17 protein-coding genes are annotated in these 20,602 nt (G+C 68.2%); 9 read left to right on the top strand and 8 right to left on the bottom strand.

The features are described 5' to 3' along the window. The first annotated feature begins 7 nt into the window (after nt 1-7). Complete coding sequence (locus ACFWUU_RS38675; protein ID WP_380183390.1) at nt 8-670, top strand: GntR family transcriptional regulator; 663 nt, start codon at nt 8-10, stop codon at nt 668-670. Here the strand turns inward: ACFWUU_RS38675 and ACFWUU_RS38670 are convergent. Continuing rightward, nucleotides 655-1,206 (bottom strand): dihydrofolate reductase family protein, encoded by a 552-nt coding sequence (locus tag ACFWUU_RS38670; protein ID WP_380183388.1) that lies wholly within the window; start codon nt 1,204-1,206, stop codon nt 655-657. The two genes, ACFWUU_RS38675 and ACFWUU_RS38670, sit on opposite strands and share 16 nt — an antisense overlap. A gap of 266 nt (nt 1,207-1,472) precedes the next feature. Here ACFWUU_RS38670 and ACFWUU_RS38665 point away from each other — a divergent pair, with 266 nt between their 5' ends. After that, complete coding sequence (locus ACFWUU_RS38665) at nt 1,473-2,837, top strand: FAD-binding oxidoreductase (protein WP_137257742.1); 1,365 nt, start codon at nt 1,473-1,475, stop codon at nt 2,835-2,837. Nucleotides 2,838-2,888: 51 nt separating this feature from the next. Here ACFWUU_RS38665 and ACFWUU_RS38660 read toward each other — a convergent pair whose 3' ends face one another. The 4 genes from ACFWUU_RS38660 to ACFWUU_RS38645 all read right to left on the bottom strand — a co-directional run bounded on the left by ACFWUU_RS38660 (nt 2,889) and on the right by ACFWUU_RS38645 (nt 5,291). Beyond that, nucleotides 2,889-3,413, bottom strand: coding sequence for a hypothetical protein (locus ACFWUU_RS38660; RefSeq protein ID WP_380183387.1), 525 nt, complete (start codon nt 3,411-3,413; stop codon nt 2,889-2,891). Next, nucleotides 3,410-3,982 (bottom strand): hypothetical protein, encoded by a 573-nt coding sequence (locus tag ACFWUU_RS38655; protein ID WP_137257740.1) that lies wholly within the window; start codon nt 3,980-3,982, stop codon nt 3,410-3,412. The genes ACFWUU_RS38660 and ACFWUU_RS38655 overlap by 4 nt, the downstream gene beginning before the upstream one ends. A gap of 192 nt (nt 3,983-4,174) precedes the next feature. Next, nucleotides 4,175-4,714, bottom strand: coding sequence for a dihydrofolate reductase family protein (locus tag ACFWUU_RS38650; RefSeq protein ID WP_380183385.1), 540 nt, complete (start codon nt 4,712-4,714; stop codon nt 4,175-4,177). Nucleotides 4,715-4,727: 13 nt separating this feature from the next. Next, nucleotides 4,728-5,291 carry an NADPH-dependent FMN reductase gene (locus ACFWUU_RS38645; protein ID WP_380183383.1) on the bottom strand — a complete coding sequence of 188 codons (564 nt, stop codon included), beginning with the start codon at nt 5,289-5,291 and terminating at the stop codon, nt 4,728-4,730. Between the two features lie 105 nt (nt 5,292-5,396). Here ACFWUU_RS38645 and ACFWUU_RS38640 point away from each other — a divergent pair, with 105 nt between their 5' ends. After that, the gene (locus ACFWUU_RS38640) at nt 5,397-8,420 is read left to right on the top strand and encodes a BTAD domain-containing putative transcriptional regulator (RefSeq protein ID WP_380183381.1); all 3,024 of its coding nucleotides are present in this window, start codon (nt 5,397-5,399) and stop codon (nt 8,418-8,420) included. A gap of 76 nt (nt 8,421-8,496) precedes the next feature. Further along, nucleotides 8,497-10,074 carry an LLM class flavin-dependent oxidoreductase gene (locus tag ACFWUU_RS38635; RefSeq protein WP_380183379.1) on the top strand — a complete coding sequence of 526 codons (1,578 nt, stop codon included), beginning with the start codon at nt 8,497-8,499 and terminating at the stop codon, nt 10,072-10,074. Here ACFWUU_RS38635 and ACFWUU_RS38630 read toward each other — a convergent pair whose 3' ends face one another. Further along, nucleotides 10,075-10,701, bottom strand: coding sequence for a DUF6308 family protein (locus ACFWUU_RS38630; RefSeq protein ID WP_380183377.1), 627 nt, complete (start codon nt 10,699-10,701; stop codon nt 10,075-10,077). It abuts the gene before it with no gap. Between the two features lie 246 nt (nt 10,702-10,947). Between ACFWUU_RS38630 and ACFWUU_RS38625 the strand changes: the two genes are divergently transcribed. The 3 genes from ACFWUU_RS38625 (at nt 10,948) to ACFWUU_RS38615 (ending at nt 13,220) form a co-directional block, all read left to right on the top strand. Beyond that, a complete protein-coding gene (locus ACFWUU_RS38625; protein ID WP_380183375.1) occupies nt 10,948-11,265 on the top strand; it encodes a hypothetical protein in 318 nt (105 codons plus the stop codon). 592 nt (nt 11,266-11,857) lie between these two features. After that, on the top strand, nt 11,858-12,427 hold the full coding sequence (locus ACFWUU_RS38620) for a LysE family transporter (protein WP_380183373.1): 570 nt from the start codon (nt 11,858-11,860) through the stop codon (nt 12,425-12,427). A 4-nt stretch (nt 12,428-12,431) separates the two neighbouring features. Continuing rightward, complete coding sequence (locus tag ACFWUU_RS38615; protein WP_380183371.1) at nt 12,432-13,220, top strand: alpha/beta fold hydrolase; 789 nt, start codon at nt 12,432-12,434, stop codon at nt 13,218-13,220. On the opposite strand, the gene ACFWUU_RS38610 is transcribed toward ACFWUU_RS38615, so the two are convergent. Both ACFWUU_RS38610 and ACFWUU_RS38605 read right to left on the bottom strand, forming a co-directional pair. Beyond that, on the bottom strand, nt 13,217-16,759 hold the full coding sequence (locus ACFWUU_RS38610) for a UvrD-helicase domain-containing protein (RefSeq protein ID WP_380183369.1): 3,543 nt from the start codon (nt 16,757-16,759) through the stop codon (nt 13,217-13,219). The genes ACFWUU_RS38615 and ACFWUU_RS38610 overlap by 4 nt on opposite strands. Then, nucleotides 16,752-19,826: a PD-(D/E)XK nuclease family protein gene (locus ACFWUU_RS38605; RefSeq protein ID WP_380183367.1), complete on the bottom strand. Its 3,075-nt coding sequence runs from the start codon at nt 19,824-19,826 to the stop codon at nt 16,752-16,754. The genes ACFWUU_RS38610 and ACFWUU_RS38605 overlap by 8 nt, the downstream gene beginning before the upstream one ends. A 114-nt stretch (nt 19,827-19,940) precedes the next feature. Here ACFWUU_RS38605 and ACFWUU_RS38600 point away from each other — a divergent pair, with 114 nt between their 5' ends. Beyond that, nucleotides 19,941-20,150, top strand: a complete 210-nt coding sequence (locus ACFWUU_RS38600) for a hypothetical protein (protein ID WP_380183365.1) — start codon at nt 19,941-19,943, stop codon at nt 20,148-20,150. A gap of 7 nt (nt 20,151-20,157) precedes the next feature. After that, nucleotides 20,158-20,553, top strand: coding sequence for a VOC family protein (locus ACFWUU_RS38595; protein ID WP_137257729.1), 396 nt, complete (start codon nt 20,158-20,160; stop codon nt 20,551-20,553). Nucleotides 20,554-20,602 lie beyond the last annotated feature (49 nt).

Genomic DNA, 20,602 nt, shown 5'->3' with positions numbered 1-20,602 from the left:
TGGTCTGATGGTTCATCTCGAGCTCGGGCCGTCGTCGCTGACCGACGCACTCTACGAGTCGATCCGCAAGCGCATCGTGAACGGCGAGATCCCGCAGGGGGAGAAGCTCACCGAGGTCCGGCTGGCCACGGAGTACAACGTGGCCAGGCCGACCGCCAAGGCTGCGCTCGAGCGGCTCACCGCGCTCGGGTTGCTGCGGCGTACGGCGCACAAGACCGCGGTCGTCCCGGTCCTCGACGAGGCCGAGATCCGGGACCTGTTCTTCAGCCGGATCACGATCGAGAAGGCCGCGGTGTCCGCGCTCGCCGCGACCGGCGAGGTGCCGGCCGACGCGGCGCGGGCCCAGGTCGCGATCGAGTACGCCGCGCGCGACCGCCTGTTCGAGAACCAGGTCGACGCGGACATCATGTTCCACACGGCGCTGGTTGCCGCTGTCGGTAGTCGACGGCTGTTGCGCATGCACGAGCTGATCATCGGCGAGGTGCAACTCTCGATGGGCCAGTACAAGGCCCACCGGAAGGTCGAGCCGTCGACGGTCGCGTCCGAGCACGCCGCCGTACTGGAAGCCATCGCGGCCGGCGACCCCGCCGCGGCCGCAGACCACCTGGCACACCACCTCGAGCAAGCTGAAGCTCGTCTTCTCAGCACACTGCCTCAGACGAGGTCGTGACGAAGCAACACGGTTCGGCCGTCGAATGAACGAGTGTCTGCGAGGCGGCGACTGCGGCGCTCGGTCGGCTGGTAGACGGGCTTGCCGCCGCCGAGTATCACCGGGTGCACGATCACGTGGTACTCGTCGAGCAACCCGAGCTCGGTCAGCGCGGCGGCGACGCTCGCGCTCCCGGTGAGCAGGATGTCCTTGCCCGGCTCCTCCTTGATAGCGCGGATCTCCTCGGCCTTCCGGACGATCCGGGTGTCCCAGTCGGCGCTCTCCAGCGTGGTCGACAGCACGACCTTCGGAGTACTGCGCCAGACCGGTGCGAACTGGATCGCGTGCTCGTCCGGGCTCATCGACTCGGCGTTCGGCCAGTACGACGACATCATGTTCCAGACCGTCCGCCCGTACAGGAAGAGGTCGGCGCGCTCGGTCAGGCTCATCGAGTAGTCGCCCAGCTCCGGCCCGAGCTCAGCCCAGTCGAACTCGCCGTTCGGGCCTTCGATGAAGCCGTCGAGCGACTGGTGCACGTAGTACATGATCTTCCGCATGATGTCCTCCGGGTGTTGGTTTACCTCCTGGTCGGAACCGGCTGCTCGGCTTTGACAATGGGATTGACGAAACCGATCCGGCTTGGGAAGGTCGTGGGTGAACGGGCGGGGTCTGGGGGAGGGCCGGGTGCCCGTCGGGGGTTCAGTCGCTCTCTGGGGAGAGAATTTTCGCGCTGCTCCCGGCGGTGATGACCGGTCTGCGCGGTGCCGTATGTGTGGTGCATACGCGCGCCGATCTGCGACAGGCGACAGTTCGGGGAGCGGACATGAGTGCGATAGAGGACCTGCGGGAAAACACCAGAGGACAGGTCTTCACAGCAGGTGACGACGGGTACGACGCGGCGCGCCGCGTCAACAACTGGATGCACGACAAGCGGCCGCAGGTGATCGTCCGGTGTGAGAACGCCGGCGACGTGATGACGGCCATCGACTACGCCCGTACCGAGAATCTGGAACTTTCGGTGCGCGGCGGCGGACACAGCGTGCCGGGGTTCGGCACGGTCGACGACGGTGTCGTCATCGACCTGAGCGGGATGCGCAACGTACGCGTCGATCCGGTGAACCGGACCGCGCGGGCCGGCGGCGGTGCGACCTGGGGCGACTTCAACGCCGCGACGCACGCGTTCGGGCTGGCGACGACCGGCGGCATCATCTCGACCACCGGCGTCGGCGGACTGACGCTCGGCGGCGGGATCGGGTACCTGGCCCGCGGGCTCGGGCTGTCCTGCGACAACCTGATCTCGGCCGACGTGGTGACCGCGGACGGGAAGTTCCTGATCGCGAGCGAGAAGGAGAACGACGACCTGTTCTGGGCGCTGCGGGGTGGTGGCGGCAACTTCGGGGTCGTGACCGCGCTGGAGTTCCGGTTGGCGCCGGTGTCGATGATCTACGGCGGCCCGATGTTCTTCGAGATGTCCGACGCGGCCGCCGTACTCACGGGATTCCGGGAGCTGATCAAGGACGCGCCCGAACAGCTGGGCGGGTTCCCGGCGTTCCAGATCGCGCCGCCGCTGCCGTTCATCCCGGAGAACCGGCACGGCGAGCCGTTCGCCGCGATCGTCGGCTGCTGGGCCGGCGACCTCGAAGAGGGCGAGTCGCAGATCTCGAAGTTCCGCGAGTTCGCGCCGGTGATGGCCGAGCACGTCGGACCGATGCCGTACCCGGCGCTGAACGGCGCGTTCGACGCGCTGGTGCCGCCCGGCCTGCAGCACTACTGGAAGGCGAACTTCGTCACCGAGCTGACCGACGAGGCGATCCAGGCGCACCTGCGGCACGCACCCGGTCTTCCGGCGGTGAACTCGACCGTGCACATCTACCCGATCAACGGCGCCTGCCACCGGGTCACACCGGACGGGACCGCGTTCGCCTATCGCGACGCGAACTTCGCCACGGTGATCGCCGGCATGTGGCCGGACCCGGCGCAGAACGAAGCCGGGATCGAATGGGTGCGTTCGTACTACGACGACGTGGCGCCGCACTCCGAGGCCGGCGGCTACATCAACTTCATGGCCGAGGACGACCAGGGCCGGATCCGGGAGAACTACCGGCAGAACTACGACCGGCTGGTCGAGGTCAAGCGCAAGTACGACCCGGCCAACGTGTTCCATCTCAACCAGAACATCGCGCCCTAGGCAACTAAAAGAGGGGGTGCGGCCGTTGTCGGCCGCACCCCCATAGTTGTCTCAGAGGGTCAGGAGGCGCTGGAAGAAGGCGCGGTACCGCTGGAGCGCCGAGCGCAGGTCCTCGGTCGACGGCTCGCCGCCGGACCACTGCTGCTCGAGGCCCTGGTGCTGGCGCTCGAAGCTGTCCGACAGGTTCTTCAGTACGTCGTCGACCAGCGTGTCGGCTTCGGTGACGGCCTTGCGCGGGTCGTCGACGAATCCTTGCTGGATGACCTCCCACCGGGCGCGGTAGTCAACCACCGATTCCTCGGCCACCAACGGCTCGTCGGCCGCCGGCGTCGCCGTCATACCGCTGTCCGCACGATCCGCCACGCGGTCATCAGCGACGCGGTCATCAGCCACACGCTCATCAGCCACGCGGTCGTCGGCCACCCGGTCGTCCATCACGCGGTCGTCGGCCAGGCGGTCATCAGCCACCCGGTCGTCGGCGAGGCGGTCGTCTTCGGGCACGCGGTCGTTCAGGGCGGAGTTGTTGGCGGCGGAGTCGAGGTCGGTGTCGTAGCGGCGGTCGTCTGACGTGGTCATGCTTGCTCCTCAGCGCTGGTCGGTCGGGTGTGGCGGTCCGTGCTGTCGTGCAGCAGTGCGTCGACCAGTTGGCCGTAGGCGGTGACCGCCTGGCGCAGGTCTTCGGTGCCCGCCTCGCCCCGGGAATCGGCGACGGCGACCCGGTGTGCGTCGCGGTAGTGCGCCGCCACCTCCGGGTGCTCGACCGAGATGTCGTTGACCCGCTGGTCGAACTCGTCCACCGGGTAGCCGGACTCGCGCATCATCCGCAGGACAAGGCGATCGGCGTCCGCGACCGCACCGGCCGGACGATCGACGAAGCTCTGCCGTACCTCGGCCCACTCCGCCTCATAAGCGCTCGCGGATCCAGGGCTCAGCGGCGTGATGTCGAGCTTCGACACGCGCCGTTCCCGGCTGCGCAGTTCACGTTCCGCGCCGCGCCGGTCACCCGACTCCTCGACAGTGCGCTCGTACTCCGGGCCGAACCGCTGTTGCAGTTCACCCGAACGTCTGCGCTGATACATGAACAACAGCGCCACCGCCGCGAGTACCACGACGACGATGATCACGATGGTCAGGACGGTACCCATCAGAACTCCAGTGCGATTGGCTGAACGGGCCCGCGACCGCGCATGGCGCAGCGATCGCAGAGACCCCCGGGCAGACGGTCCCCAGCGCCGCCTCACATCCCCCCGTGCACCGTCCGGTACCCACGCCATGCGCAAACAAGCGTCCGGCCCGCACACCTTTGTCGAAGTGTGCGGGCCGGAAGGAACGCCGGGTCAGGCCTTCGGCCCGAGCTTGTGGACGACGATGCCGGACTTGAACGTCGTCGTACCGAGCAGTTCGAGGTGGGTGAGGTCGATGTTGTCGCCGCGGAACATGTTCGCGCCGTCGGCCACCACCGGGAAGATCCAGAAGTGGTACTCGTCGACGAGCTTGTTCTCCAGCAGCGTCTTCGAGAACGACCCGGTCCCGTACTTGATCAGGTCACCGCCGTCCTCCTCCTTGAGTCGGCGGACGGCCTCGGCCGCGTCACCCTCGAGCGGCTGGGCGTTCCACTTCCAGTCGGTCAGCGTGCGAGTGGCGACGTACTTCGGCATCGCGTTGAAGTGGTCCGTGAACGGGTCCCCGCCGCGCTGCATCCACGCGTCGGCGAAGCCTTCGTAGGTGACGCGGCCGAGCACCTGGGCGTCGACGCCCTCCATCAGGCCTTGCGAGTACGCCGCGTGCTCGTCGTCCCAGTACGGCGGGCTCCAGCGCTGCGGCTCCTCGATGACGCCGTTGAGCGTGATGAACGTGGATTCGATCAGCTTCCTCATGGGTCTGTCCCTTTCAGTGTTTGTACGGGCGCCGCGTGCGGGCGCCCTGGAGTGCTTCGGCCCACCAGACGAGCTGGTCGAGCATGAGTTTGGCTTGTGCCTCGTAACCGGCGGAAGCCTTGGGCCAGCCGCCGTCGGCGGTGAACTGCTCCCAGTAGCAGGGCAGTGCGACGGTGTTGCGAATCGTGACGGCCTGGAGCTCGGTGAAGACCTGCCGCAGCTGTGCGGTGGCGTAGCAGCCGCCGCTCTCCCGGCCGTAGCTGATGATCGCGACGGGCTTGGCGTGCCACTCCTCGTAGTACCAATCCAGTGCGGTCTTCAGTGACGCCGGGAAGCTGCAGTTGATCTCCGGAGTGACGACGGCGAACGCATCCGCCGCAGCCAGCCTCGGAGCCAGTACGGCGACCTGTGCCGGCGTCTCGTCGTCGGTGTCCGGCAGGGTCGTCGGGAGGTCCGCGGCCTTGAGGTCTAGGAGGTCGACCTCGAACTGCTTGGCTGCCTGCTGCGCCAGCCAGTGCGCCACGGTCGGTCCGAACCGGCCACTCCGGGTGCTGCCGATGATCACCGCCAGTCGCATTTCCCGTCCTCCTCCCCTCCGGCTTCCGTCTGGTGAAGACTCTGCCGGAAGGCGTTTACGGTTTCTTTCCGGTTCCTTCAGCCGAGGCCGGAATAGGGTGCCCTCATGCGTTTCGGGGTGCTCGGACCGGTGACGGCGTGGACGGACGCGGGGGAGCCCGTGGTCATCCAGGGCCTCAAGGTGCGCGCGCTGCTGGCTGACCTGCTCGTCCATGAGGGTCGCCCGGTGCCGGCGGACCGGCTCATCGACGACCTGTGGGGCTCCAACGTGCCCGGCAACCCGGCCGGGACGCTCTCCGCCAAGGTGTCCCAGCTGCGTCGAGCTTTCGAGGACGCGGAGCCAGGCAGCCGCTCGCTGGTGCAGTCCGGCCCGGCCGGCTACTCGTTGTCGGTGTCCGCCGCCAACTGCGACGCACTGCGTTTCGGCGAGCTCGTGGCCGCAGGTTCGCTCGATGAAGCGCTGGCGTTGTGGCGTGGTCCGGCGTACGCCGATTTTGCGGACAACGCGTTCGTCGAGACCGCCGTGGCTCGGCTGACGGATCTCCGACTGACTGTGCTCGAACAGGCAGACCTGCCGGTCGTGGATCTCGCTGCCCTCGTCAAGGAGCACCCGATGCGTGAAGGCTTGCGGGCCGCGCACATGAAGGCTCTTTATCGTGCCGGCCGTCAGAGCGAGGCACTGGACAGTTATGCGCAGCTGCGTGACCTGCTGCTCGATGAGCTCGGTCTGGATCCCAGCCCAGAGCTGGTCGCCCTGCAGCAGTCGATCCTCACGCAGGACTTGCCGCATGCCCGCAACAACCTCCCCGCCGCGATGAGCGAGTTGATCGGTCGCGATGACGCTCTGGTCGAGGTTGACGCCAGTCTGGGGACCTCGCGCCTCGTCACGCTGACAGGGCCTGGGGGAGTGGGGAAGACCCGGCTGGCCCTCGCTGCAGCGGCTGCCACGGCAGACCGGTTCGCTGACGGCGTTGTGCTGGTCGAGCTGGCTGCGATCACACCTGATGCGTTGTCGGTGGCGAACTCGCTCACTGACGCCGTACAGGCCGCGCTGGACCTTCGTGACACCGGTGGCTCGTCTGCAGTCGACAGACTGGCCGCAGTGATGGGTTCGCGGTTGCTGGTCCTGGACAACTGCGAGCAGGTGATCGAGGACGTTGCTGCGTTGACGGACCGGTTGCTGGCGGCTGCTCCGGGGCTCCGCGTGTTGGCAACGAGCCGTGAGCCGCTCGGACTGGCCGGTGAGGTGGTGTGGAGCGTTCCTCCGCTGGAGGTGCCGCTGCCTTCGCTCCGCCCGCAGGAGGCGAGCGCGTGTAGTGCGGTGCAGCTCTTCGTGACTCGTGCTGCTGCAGCGTCACGGGGCTTTGCGCTGACCGACGAGACCGTGGCCGATGTTGCAGTGCTGTGCCGGCGGCTGGACGGGATCCCGCTGGCGTTGGAGCTCGCCGCAACGCGGGTGCGTGCGTTGGGCGTACGTGGACTCGTTGCGCGGCTCGACGACCGGTTCAGGTTGCTGGCGACAGGTCATCGGGGCGCTGCGCCGCGACAGCAGACTCTGCACGCGATGATCGACTGGAGCTGGGAGCTGCTCGCTCCGGAAGAGCAGTCCGTCCTGCGGCGCCTCGCAGTACACGCAGATGGCTGTACTGCGGAGGCGGCGGCTGCTGTGTGTGGTGAGGACGACGTACTGGATGTGCTGGTGCGGTTGGTCGACAGGTCGCTCGTCGTACCGGTGGAGGGGACTCGCTTCCGCTTGCTCGAGTCGGTCGCGGCGTACTGCGTCGACAAGCTGCGAGCTGCCGGTGAGCTGGAGTCCGCTCATCAGCGGCATCTGTCGTACTACGTGTCGCTGGCCGAGGCTGCGCGGCCAGGACTGTTCGGTGGTGAGCAGAGTCGATGGCTGCAGCTGCTGGACGAGGACTCCGCCAACTTCCGGACCGCACTGGATCGAGCTGTGGCCACAGGGCAGCTGGACCTGGCTGAGCGGCTGGTCGATGCGCTGGCCTGGTACTGGTTCCTGCGTGGGCGTCATCTTGAGGCGATGCGGTCTCTGGAGGCTGTGCCGGGCTCTGCTCGGGCTGGGGCGTGGCGGGCCGGGTACATGTACTTGCTCGGCCACCCTGACGCCCCTGCGGAGCGGGACCGCTGGGTGGATGGTGCGGACGCGATGGGGCTGTGGTGGATCGCCAATGCTGCGAGTGACGCCGGGGACCTTCCGACGTGCGAGGCGATGCTGGACCGGGCGCTGAAGCGGTTCGAGGCCGACGAGGACCAGTGGGGTGTCGCGGCCGTGCTGGCTGCGCGGGCGAAGCATGCGCATGTCCGGGCGGATCTGCCGGCTCTCTACGACAGCGCGTGCGAGAGCATCACGATCTTCCGTGCGCTGGGGGATCGGTGGGGCGTGCTGCAGGCGACAGGCTGGTTCGGAGCGCACGCTGAACTTGTCGGTGAGTTCGACGAGGCGGAGCGGCTTCATCTTGAAGGCGTGCAGGCCGCGGAGGAGCTGGGACTCTGGCCGGAGGTCGCCAGTGCGTTGGGCATGCTCGGCTGGACGTCGATCCGGCAAGCGCGCTACGAGTCGGCGCGAACGTACGGCGAACGCGCGCTGCGGCTGGCCACTGAGCAAGGGCAGCGCTCGACGCAGGCGCTCGCGGAGCTCGTGCTCGGCTTCGCGGCCCGTCGTACCGGCGCTCTGGACGAGGCGTCGGAGCGGTTGCAGGCGTTGATCGATGCCGCGCGCCTGCAGAAGGAGTCGGTTCTCTATCTGTCGATCGTGTTGGAGGAGTTGGGGTTCGTCCGGGAGCTCCAGGGCCGGCTCGCGGACGCGCTGGCGCTGCACACGGAGGCGTTCCAGGTGTCAGTGGACTTCGACTCGCTGCGCGGGATGTGCTGGGCGCTGGAGGGGATTGCCGCGTGCCACCCGGACAAGACCCTGGCGGCTGTGTTGCTGGGCTCTGCGGCCGCAACGCGGGCGTCGGAGAACTACCTGATGGCGGCGACCGAGACCGAGGACCTCGATCGGGCGGTCGCCGCTGCTGGCGTCCTGGGCGACGCGGCGTACGAGGCGGCGTACGCGCGGGGCGCTGCGCTGAGTCCGGCCCAAGCCTTCGAGATGCTCGTCCGCCAGTAGATGTTCTGTAGTTGAGATTATTTGTCTGCCGAAGTAGTTTTGCTCCCGAGCCAACTTCGACAGGTGAAGGTGAACCATGGACTACGGCCACGAGCTGGTCTTCGGCACGTTCCTGACCCCGGCGGTCGACGCCCCGGACCGGGTAATCGCGCTCGCCCAGCTGACCGAACAGGTCGGACTCGATCTGGTCAGCTTCCAGGACCACCCGTACCAGCCGCGCCTGATGGACGCCTGGACCTTGCTGTCGGTCGTGGCGGCTCAGACGCAGCGCATCAAGGTGACCACCAACGTCGCCAATCTCCCGCTGCGCCATCCGGTCGTCCTCGCGCGCAGTGTTGCGACGCTCGACCTGATCACTGGTGGGCGGGTGGAGCTCGGTCTAGGTGCTGGCGGATTCCTGGATGCGGTCGCGGCGAACAGTGGGCCGCGGCTGACGACCGGGCAGAGCATCACCGCGCTGGAGGAGGCCATCGCGATCATCCGCGAGGTCTGGACACCCGCTGGCGGTGGCATCCGGTTGGCCGGCAAGCACTACACAGTTGCCGGTGCCAAGCGCGGTCCGGAGCCGGCGCATGACGTGTCGATCTGGCTGGGTGCGTACAAGCCGCGGATGCTTGCGGTCACCGGGCGGCTCGCGGACGGGTGGCTGCCGAGCAGCGGGTACGCCGGTCCGGAGCAGCTGGCGGCCATGAACAAGCTGATCGACGAGGCGGCCCTGGAGGCCGGACGGGATCCGTCTGAGGTACGGCGGTTGTACAACATCTCCGGCCGCTTCAACGGCAACGGCGGGTTCCTGCAAGGCCCGGAGCACCTGTGGATCGACCAGCTCACGGAGCTGACGCTGGAGGAGGGCATGAGCACGTACATCCTCGCCTCCGACAACCCCGACGACATCCGCCGCTTCGCCGAGGTCGCGGCAGGTGTTCGCGAGGCAGTCGACACCGCCCGCCAGCTACCCCCCGAGCCCACCGCCACCGGCACCACCTCCGCAGACGCCGCGGGCGCTGACCGGTCCGCGGGTGGTGCGGCTGTCTCCGGGGCTGCTGTCAGGGCAGGTGGTTTCAGCGTGGTTCCGACGCCGCCTCCGGTAGTGAAGCGGAGTGCCGTGCAGCTGTTGGACGAGTCGGTGCGGCCGACCGGGCCGGCGCTGGATCCGGCGCGGACCTATGCGCCGTACCAGCTGCAGTCGGGGCAGCATCTGATCGACGTACACGACCATCTTCGGGCGGAGCTCGAGCAGGTGCGCGATCTGGTCGAGCAGGTCGCCGCGGGCACGATGGGGGTGGGCGCGGCGCGTTCGGCGATCAACACGATGACCATGCGGCAGAACAACTGGACCCTCGGCACGTACTGCGAGTCCTACTGCCGGCTCGTCACCACGCACCACTCGATCGAGGACGCCTCACTCTTCCCGCATCTGCGTCGGGCCGACCCGGAGCTCGTGCCGGTCGTCGACCGGTTGCAGGAGGAGCACAAGATCATCCACGACGTCCTCGAAGGTGTCGACAAGGCTCTCGTCGCACTGGTTGACGGATCAGGCGGCATTGACGGATTGCGTGCCGCCGTCGACCTGCTCGACGACACGCTCCTGTCGCACCTCTCGTACGAGGAGCGCGAACTGGTCGAGCCGCTCGCGCGACTCGGGGTCTTCTAACTACTTCGCCTCACCGAGCAGCGAGGCGAGGATGTCGAGCAGTCGCAGCGTCGGCACCTCGCCGAGCAGGCGGGCGGCGCTCGTGGACGGCTCCGCGATCAGGCGGACCTGCAGCAGCTTGAAGTCGCGGACGTTGGCCGGGTTGACCAGGTCGTCGCGGACGGCGGACAGGAACTCGGAGCCGGCCGACGCGGTGCCGTACGTCATCCGGATGAAGCTGTCGGTCACGGGGTAGAGGTACGGCCGCTTGAGATGCAGCAGCTTCGACTTCTTCGCGTGCCCGAACCCGCGGTGGCCGGTGAACTTGTCGTCCAGCGCCATCGCCGCCTCGAACAGGTCGCTGCCCCGCTCCGCGTCCTCCAGCCGCGCGTCGACCGGGATCGCGGCGAACTCCTTCTCCGCCTCGACCTCGAGCAGCCACGGGATGTCGAGCGCGCGCAGATCGCTGCCGATCACCATCGTCCGGCCCAGGTCCTCGAACGTGACCTGGTTCGGGTCGGAGCCACCGACGGTGGTCATCCCCGGCAGCCCGTCGTAGTACTGCAGCACGGCGCCGTTCGTCTCGGCGTACAGCCGCAGCTGCGCGATCGCCTCGTCGACGACGATCTTCCGGGTACCGATGTTCATGAGCCACACCCTCACACTTGTGGTGGCAGACCCGCCAGCGGGCGGACCATCATTCGAACGTTCCTCACACACTGTTTCCGCAGATCGTAGCGACTCCACGGCCCCCCGCACGCCACTCCCACTTCCCGTTCTCCACAACCCGTAACCATCCGGACCCAGACCTCCACGATCGATAAACTCTCAGTAACTACGCAACGACTGAGCGGAGGCGACACACGGTGGACCTCCGTAACCCGGGAGACCGAAGTGACAACAGACCCCGCCGCTTTCCGGACCGAGGTTCTGCTGTCTTTCCAGCGAGCTCTGTGGGACCTCGTCACGCCGAACCTGAGAGCCGTGGCCGTCCGCCCGGCCTACCCCCTCATCGAGGCGAGATTCATCTACGAGGCGGTGGGTGAAGAAGAGCATCTTTTGGTCTCGGAGGTCGGGACGTACGTCATCGCGGACTTCGTACCTCCGGTCGACATCCGCTTCGACGCGGTCGCTGTGCCGCCGGCGCAGGCGCGTGAGCTGCTGGCGGGCGAGGAGTGGGTGTATCGACGGCGTGAGATCGACTCACCCTGATCCGACCTGGAGGTGAATGGCGATGGTTCAGCCTGGTTCGCGGGTGCTGAGGCTCATTGGTTACTGGCTTGGGGCGGATGCACCGGGGTGGCCGGATGCGCGTGACTTTGTTGATCTGGCGTGGGACGAGCGGGAGAGGGAGACGGTTGCGGGGTATTTGCGCTCCGGATTCGTCTATCGAGGGTTCGGTGGATACTCGCGGTGCCGGTTCTGTGGTCTGGACAACGGCGCTCTCGAGTTGAGCGACGGCGTCTGGGTGTGGCCCGATGGCTTGGCGCATTACGTCGACGATCACGGTGTTCGGCTTCCGGCGGAGTTCGTGGATCACGCTCTCGCGTACCTCGATGAGCTGGGTGATGCACCTCGTGACGGCGAGTGGTGGTCTCGTACAGCTGGCTGGTAATTGGGTTGAGTGGGTGCGGTGGGGTGTTGATGATGTGGGCATGACTACGACCTATCTTCTGTTGCTCGATGAACCTGCGGCCGTTGTGGCTTGGGTTCAGCAGCAGGGTGGGTGGGGATTGGGGTCTGCGTTCGGGCAGTTGTGATTGGGGTGGTGGTCGCGGGGGTGCTGGCTGGGTATGGGGTTGCTATGCCGGTCGGGCCTGTCGGGACCTACTTGGTTGCGTTGACTGCGCGGAGTTCGTTGCGGATCGGGGCGTTTGCGGCGCTCGGGGTTGCCTCGGCGGATGGCGTGTACGTCGGGGTGGCGGCAGTTGCTGGTACGGCGTTGGCGCCGTTGCTGGTGCCGGTTGTGGGGCCGTTGCGGTGGGCGTCTGTTGTCGTGTTGATCGGGCTCGCGGTGATGGGCGCGGTCAAAGCGGTACGGCGGTATCGCGCGCAGCGGCTCGCGGTGATCGAGCAGGAGACGCCGGTCGGCGTACGGACGGCGTACTTCGGGATGCTGGGGATGACGCTGCTCAACCCGTGGACGGTGATCTACTTCGCGGCGCTCGTGCTGGGTGGATCGGGTGTCGCGGGGTTTGCTGAGCGGATCGTGTTCGTGGTCGCGGCGTTCGTGGCTTCCGCGAGTTGGCAACTGTTGCTGGCCGGCGGCGGCGCGCTGCTCGGGCGCCTGCTGACCGGTCATCTCGGGAAGCTGATGACTGCGTTGGCATCGACCGTGCTGATCGTCGTACTCGCGGTGAAGTTGGTGGCTTGAGGTGATGATCCAGCGCGGGGACACGAAGATCGCCGTCACTGATCGCGGTGGCGACGGACCGCCGGTGGTGCTGCTGCACGGACTCGCGGGCAGTTCACGTGAGCTCCTGCCGACCGCGGACGCGCTCACCGACCGGTTCCGGGTGCTGTTGGTCGACCAGCGCGGTCACGGCGGCAGCACCCGCCGGCCGGCAGACGTCTCGCGCAGCGCGTACGTCGGCGATGTCGTCGCGGTCGTCGAACAACTCCTGCCCGGTCAACGGGTCAGACTGGTCGGCCAGTCGATGGGCGCGCACACGGCCTTCCTCACCGCCGCGGCGCGCCCTGACCTGATCGATCGGCTCGTGATGCTCGAAGGCCACGTCGCCGGTGACGACGAGCCCGAGGGGCCGGCCAACATCGGTCGGTACTTCGCCTCGTGGCCGGTGCCGTTCGCCGACGAGGCGACGGCGCGGTCGTTCCTCGGCGACAGGCCGCTGACGGATGCCTGGGTCAACGATCTCGAACCGGCACCCGACGGCTTACGGCCGCGATTCGACCCCGACATCATGCAGGCCGCGATCGCCGCCGTGCAGGAAGATCGCTGGACCGAATGGGAGAACCTCACCGTCCCCACGCTGGCGGTATTCGCCGAGCACGGCATGTTCACCGCCGAGCAGAAGGACGAACTGATCCGGCGCCGACCGGGCACCCGGCGCGCCGACCTTCCGGCGGCAAGCCACGATGCCCACCTCGACGCGTTCGAGGGCTGGATCGGGATCCTCCGGGGATACCTGAGCGAAAAACTTGCCTAGGGCACCTGTCGCTCGATTGCCCCGCTGGGGTTGAGGAACAGGAGGATCGGCGGCCCGGTGTTGGGCAGGATCTCGGAGTACGCCAGCAGCTGTGGAGCGTAGTAGGCGACCCGGCTGTCCACCGCCGCCGCGGGGATGGCGTCGGTCTTGTAGTCGACGATCGTGAGACGGCCGTCGTCCTCGCGGTAGATGAGGTCGACGAAACCTTCGAGCACGGTGCCGTCGGGTTGGACGGTGCCGACGTACGACTCGCGCCAGTGTTCGCGGGCGGCGGCCCGTTTCACCACATCAGACGCCAGCGCCGAACGGACGAGTGCGGTCACGACATCGGCGTACTCGAGCACGCCCTCAGCCAGGCATTGCGTGGAGACGGCGGATTCGAGGCCGGCGCCGGTGGAGAGGTCGACGACTTGCAGTACGGCGTGGACCGCGCGGCCGATCGCCGTGCCGTAGCGGCCCTTCGTCCACGGTGGGGTTTCGAGGCTGCGGGCCGCCTTGGCGGTGCCGGGGTCGATATCGCCGAGAACGACCTCTGGGCCGGTGCCTTCGAGGCCGGATGCGCTCTGGGCCGAGCGGGCGCGGCTCGCGGCCTGGGCCGCGGAGGCTCGCGTCTCCCACTCCGTCCGGGAGATCGGCGGGGTGACGTCGGGGCTGCCGGACGGTTCGCGGTCGGGGACGGGCGGGCTGCTGAACAAGGTGGAGTGCGGTGCCTCGACGCCGCCGGCGGATGCGAGCAGCTCGGCGTTGCTGGAATGGCGGCGGTTGCCGGAGCGGTGCAGCGAGATGATCAGGTGGTCGCGGGCGCGGGTCGCGGCGACGTACAGGAGGCGGCGGCGCTCGTAGTCGTCCATCTGTTCGTCGACCGGTTGCACGAGGTCGAAGTCCTCGGTCTGCACGGACGACTTCAGCTTCACGGCGTACCCGCCGTCCGGCGGCCAGAGGACCTGGACGCCGCGCTGACGGTTCGGGGCCGCGGTCATGCCGGAGAGGATGACGATCGGGAACTCGAGGCCCTTCGCGGCATGGATCGTCATCACGCGTACGGCGTCCGCATCGGTCTCGGGGAGCACGGCCTCGGCGACGCGGGAGGTTTCTTCGCCCTGGTGGGCGGCCCAGGCAAGGTACGAACGCAGGCCGCCGTGCTCGACCTCGGACCACGCGCGGGCTTGGTCGACGACGAAGCGGATCCGGCGCCAGGCGTCGCGGGCTCGCGGGCCGATCGCGGCAACTTCGAGCATGCGGCGGTCGGCGACGATCTTCGCAAGGACCTCGCTGGGGGTGAGCCAGCGGGCGGCGTAGTGCGTCCGGCGGAGCCACTCCATCGCGTCGCCGACCGGGTGGGTCAGGAGCTGGTCGGGGACCGGGGCGGTCAGCGTGAACGAGCCGCCGGAGCGTTTCCAGGTGTACAGGTCGTCGTCTCCGCAGCCGAACAGCGGCGAGCGGAGCGTGGTGACGAGCGCGAGTTGGTCGCTCGGGTCGCCGAGGGCGCGGGCGCAGGCGAGCAGGTTGCGGACCTCGGCTGTTTGGTAGACGAGGGAGCTCGCCTCGGCACGGTACGGGATGTCGGCGCGGTCGAGGGCGTCTTCCAGGAACGGGAGGGAGGTGCGGGCGGGGACGAGTACGGCGATGTCGCCGGCCTCGGCGGGGCGCCAGGATTCGGCGCGGTCGTCGTACACGAGCCAGCCTTCGCGGAGGGCCTGCTCGACGACGGACGCCACGTCGGTGGCTTCACGCTCGCGGAGGACGGAGGCTTGGGCGCGGGGGAGGTCGTCGTGCGGCTCGGCACCGAGGATGGTGACGGCAGGGCCGGCGGACGGGTCCTCCTCTTCGGGCGGGAGGTCCGGTGGTACGTCGGCCGACACGGTGTCGCCTCGCCGACGGAACTGCAGGACAGTCGCCACCTCAGCAACCTGCTCGTCCGCAGGCGCCGGATCCTCGTCGAGGATGGGGTCGTCGAACATCGAGAGTTGGTCGCCCTTGACCGGGGTGTGCTCGGCGGGCTGGTCAGCCGCTCGAGAACGAGCACGCGGACCCGGGCGGACCGCCGATGAGGTCCCAGGGCCGGTGGACGAAGCGCCCGGGTCGGTGGGGGACGTGGTGCCAGGGCGGGACGGTGCCGCGATGGTGGTGGCTGCGGTCGGGCTTGTGCGGTGGGGCGCGAGGGATTGGTACGACGGCTGCGCGGCTTCCTGCGGCTGGATGAGGGTGGCGAAGACGTTGTTGATCCAGTTGAGGATCGGAGGGACCGTGCGGAAGTTGGTGGTGAGGGCGACGGTTTCGCCGAGGAGGTCCTGGGCGGTGAGGTACGTCGCGATGTTGGCGCGGCGGAACCGGTAGATGGACTGCTTAGGGTCGCCCACCACGAACAGCCGACCCTCAGGCACCTCGACCTCGCGCCAGTCCTCGGCATCAGCCTCCACACCACCGGCGATGCGGACCGCGAGCTCGATCTGGATCGGGTCGGTGTCCTGGAACTCGTCCAGCAGCAACCGCTCGAACCGTTCCTGAAGCTCCCCGCGAACAGCCGCATCCCGCCGCAGCAGATCACGAGCCAGCACCAGAAGGTCGTGGAACTCCAGCCGTCCCTCCCCGCGACGAAGCTCGGCCGACTCCAGCACCCGCTCCGCGATCCAATGCGAAAGGTGCCTCAGGCAAGCATCAAGCAACAGCTCGACCAGCGAACCCGCGACCTCGACCACCTCGGTGCAATCCCCGCGCACCTTGGCGATGTCCGGCCAGTTCTCCTTGCGCCCGATCCGCCCGACCTTCAACCCGCGCAGCGTCTGCAGAATCGCGAGCTGCGTCTCCTGATCCGTCGCGGCATCGAGCATCAACCCGAGCTCGCGGATCTGAACCAGCTTGGGCAGCAGCCGGTCCTCGGGATCGAGGCAGGAGTCAACCACCCCACCGATCTGCGCGGCCGCGGCGATCAGCCCGGTCAGGTCCGGCATCGCGACCAACTCGGGCGGATCGACCAGCACGCGCTCGGCGATCAAGTCCCAGTCGTTCCCGAACAGCCGCGCGAGCGACCGGAGATGCTTCAACTCGACCCCGACCGCCATCGCCAGCAACAGCGGCTCGGCGATCGAGTCGTCATCGAGCAACTGCTGCTGCAACTCGGCCCAGCGTTCCTCGAAGGCAACCGACGACCCGACCTCGTCGAGTACGTCAATCAGCGGCGGCAGCCCGGCCTCGATCGGATGCGCGAGCAGGATCTGCTGAGCAAACGCATGCAGCGTGCCAATAGATGCGGAGTCCAGATCGTCCAGCGCCGCGTCGGCCAGCTCCCGAGCGTCGCCCTTCCGCGCCCGCTCGAACTCGACCCGCAGCCGATCCCGCAATTCCGCGCCGGCCTTCTCGGTAAAGGTGACCGCAGCAATCGTCCGCAGCGGTACGCCGTCCCGCAGCACCAGCGTGATCACGCGATCGACCAACGCATGCGTCTTTCCGGACCCAGCCCCCGCCTCGACGAAGAGCGTGGTCTCGGTGTCGGAACGGATCCGATCGCGTGCGGCCCCGTCGAGCAGCTGTTCACTCATCGCCGGCCTCCAACGCAGTCGGATCGATGAGACGCACCAGCCGCTCCAGAACGGGGTCGTGACGCTTCCGGTCCCAGCGCGCTCGCACCTCGCTGTGCCCGATGCCGTCGGGGTTGCAGTACGGGCACTGCACCCACAGGAAGTCAGGCACTTCGGGCGCCTTCGGCGGGAAGTACCCGGCCGCGATCGACGACACGATCACGTCGAGCGTGTCGACGTACCGCTCCTCGACCTCGGGGGTCAGCGGGACCGGGATCCGTTTGCCGCCGCGGCGGACGAACCAGTACGACGCCTCGACCGACGTGGCCGGCTCTCCCAGCCGGGCCCGGGCCGCGTACGCATAGACGGGCAACTGCAGCTTGGTCCCGCCCGCGACCGGATCCGACTCGATGCCCTCGTACCGCGAGAAGCCGCCGGTCTTCACGTCCGTCACATAGATCGTGCCGTCCGCGCCGAGGTCCACCTTGTCGGCCGACCCGCGCAACAGCACCCGGCCCGACGGCACCGGGATCTCCACCGGAGGCTCGCCGTCGAACCCGAACCGGAGCTCACTCGCGACCACCGACGCGGACCGCTCCGCCCGCCAGCGATCGTCATCCGTGAGCAGGACCATCAGGTCGCCGAGGATCCGCAACCGCTCGCGCTGCCACAGGCGTGGATGCCCGGTCAGCCCTTCCGCCTCGAACTGCTCGGCCAGATCAGCCCCGATCGCTAGCAACAGCGAGCGTTGCTCCGCCGTCCACGGCTCGCCGTACGCCGGAAGCGAGCCGGACAAGCGCGTCACGAACGCATCGAGGCTGTTGTGGATCAGGTTCCCGATCTGCACCGGCGAGATCACCAGCAGGTCCTCGGGCGCCTCGAGCGGCTCCACCTGAAGCAGCCGCTCGACGAAGTACGCATGCGGGCAGGTCGCATAGGACTCGAGCGAGGTCGGCGACGCGATCCGGTCCTCGACCGCGTACTCGGGCAGCCCGGACACACCGGACAAGTCACCGTCGAAACGGGTGAAGGCCTGAGAACCCCGGCCACGCAACAGCTCCCGAGCCCGCACCAGTACACCGTCCTGCACCCACAGCCCGGCCGCAGCGGCCCGCGTCTGCCACTCCTGCTCCGTCGCCGGCATCGTTGCCAGAGTCAACGATCCCGCATACGACGCCGACGTCTGCAGCACCTCGTCGTACCTGTCCCACTGGGTCGCCGGCAGCGCATGATCACCCGTCAACTCACGCAACGACCCGAGCAACCAACGCGTCGGCAACCGCCGTGATGATCGCCGCAGATCCCCGCGCGGGAACGCCGCCACGACCCGCGCACCCGCGGAGAACGCGACCAGCAGATGCCGTTGCTTCTCGTCCAATCGGTCCCGGAACGACGCCAACTCCGCCGCAGCCGCCTCCCGCACCCGATGGGGGAGCAGCGCATCCTCGTGCACCCGCCCCGGATACAAGTCCTCCGACAGCCCAACGACATAGACGATGTCGGCCGACAACCCGATGCTCGCGGAGAGCGGCGCGACCAGCACGCCAGTCCCGAACGTCCCGACCCGAGGCAACGACTGCTGCAGCTCCAGATCCAGTACGTCGCGCAGCACCGCCAGACTCGCCGGCGTCCCGAGCTCGTCCAACGTCGACAACCCCGTCAACGATCCCTCAACCGCAGCCGCGGCGTACTGCTCCTCGATCGGCAGGGACGAGTAATCACCCAGCAGATCGTGGAAGAGCTGCAGAACCCCTTCCGACAGCTCGGCCCAGGTCTCCAACTCCGCCAGCGCGTTCAACCGTCGCCGCAGCGTCGAAGCAAACGCATGCAACCGCTCGGCCGTCGTTGCGTTGTACTGCGCGCGCCGCACCGCCGCCGGTCGCGGATCCTCGGCGGCCTCTTCCTGATCAGCCGTGCGTCGCTCGGACTGGGCGTACCGCGCGAGTCGGGTGTCCCAGTCGTCCCCGCGCACCACCCCGGCCGCCCGCGACATCCGCTCCCACTGCGGCACCGGGATCCGCTCGCCGCCGAAGTCGCGCGTCGGAGCATTCGCCAACGCCCGGAACACATCCGCACGCGGCAGATCCTGATCCACCAGCGCCAGTACTTCGAGCAGCGTCCGCGCGATCGCCCGCTCGTGCACCGGCCGCGTCCCCGGGCCGTTGACCTCGATCTTCGCCGCGCCGAGGTGCTCGTGCAGCAGACGCGCGTACGGCGAGGCGGCCGAGTACAGCACCGCGATCCGATGCGCAGGCGTGTGCTCCAACGCCGACACGACATCGCGGACGACGCAACGCACCTCGTCATCGGCGTCGGACGCGTTGAGGATCTCGGTCGCGACCGGATAGTTCTTCGAGATCGACCGCGGCAGGTCGATCCCGATCCGCTCGAGCGAACGCCGGACGGCGCGGTCGGCACGGCGTACGTCGGTCAGACCAACGATCACCGTGAGATCGGCCGCTGCGTCGCCGAGCGCTGCGACGAAGGCAGCCTCGGACTGCGTCAGCTCTTGCGGAAGATAAAGGACGAGCGCGCCGAGCTCGCGGACGACCTCGGACGACGCTTCGATTCGGGATGCGGCGGCGCGGAGCAGGTCGGTCTCGTCGTACCAGTCCGAGGCCAGCTCCGTGGTGACGTGGCGATGCAGGCGGACCAGATCCGGACCCAGCGCGGAAGCTCCGGCGACCTTGTTGAGCGCGGGATCGGTGAGGTCGCGGAGCTCGCGATGGGCAGATGCAAGCGCTTGGATTGTCGACGGGTGTTCGGCGACGTCCTGGAAGATGCCGGGCGCCTTCGCGAGCGCCGTCCGCCAGGTGGCGGCGACGATCGGACGGGTCGCCGGACGACGGGGCGACAGCGTGCCGGCGGCGATCTGCTCGGCCAGCCGCTCGAGGGTCGCGAGATAGAGCCCGCCGATGGATGAGCGAGCGAGATGGCGCCGGGCGATCACGCCGGCGAGGTTGTTGGGCAGCAGCAGAGTCACAGGAGTCATCGGATCGTCGGCCTTCAGCCCAGCGACAACGGCTTGCAGGCGCTCGAGCGCGGCCGCGCCGTACGCCGTGCTCTCGATCCGGGTGGTGCTCACCATGACCTCCCCTCGACTGTCAACGGAGACGGTAGACCCTGCCACAGACAGAAAGGTGAAGGGGCGCGAAACGCCAAGGTTTCTGCAGGGTCGGCGGCCGCCTCTCACAATGAAGAAATGACCACGGAGACGAAGATCGCGCGGGTTTTGCTCGTGTTCGTCTTCGCGCCCGGCGGCGGCCTGTTCGGCAAGGCGGTCGCGGAGGCCGCGCAGGCCCGGCCGTGGTGGCCCTGGCTGCTCGCCGCCCTGGTCTGGCTGGTCATCTCCGGGGCGATCTCGATGGCAGTATCGACGGCGGTGTCGAACCATTCTGTCGAGCACAGATAATGCTGCGATGGTCGCCGCGGTGCATCACGTCGAGATCTGGGTCCCGGACCTGTCCCGGGCCGTCGCAAGCTGGGGCTGGGTCCTCAACCGGCTGGGCTGGAAGGACGGTGACGGCTGGCCCGGCGGCATGACCTGGATCGCCTCCGACGGCTCGTACGTCGTGGTCGAGCAGAGCCCTGCCATGTCGGCCACCGAGCACGACCGGATGCGCCCCGGGATGAACCACCTGGCGCTGAACGCGGCCAGCCGGGCCGACGTCGACACCGTCGTCGACGAGGCCGCCGAACACGGCTGGACACTGATGTTCGCCGACCGCCATCCGTACGCCGGCGGCCCGCAGCATTACGCCGCCTTCCTCCACAACACCGACGGCTACGAGCTCGAGATCGTCGCGCCGGACTAGCACCGGATTACTGGGTGAGACCGCTGATGCCTGGAGTGACGGATGGGAC

This window comes from Kribbella sp. NPDC058693, from assembly GCF_042715335.1.
Classification (GTDB): Bacteria; Actinomycetota; Actinomycetes; order Propionibacteriales; family Kribbellaceae; genus Kribbella; species Kribbella jiaozuonensis.
Note: the sequence above shows the minus strand (reverse complement) of the source record. Positions and strands in the feature narration are given on the sequence as shown.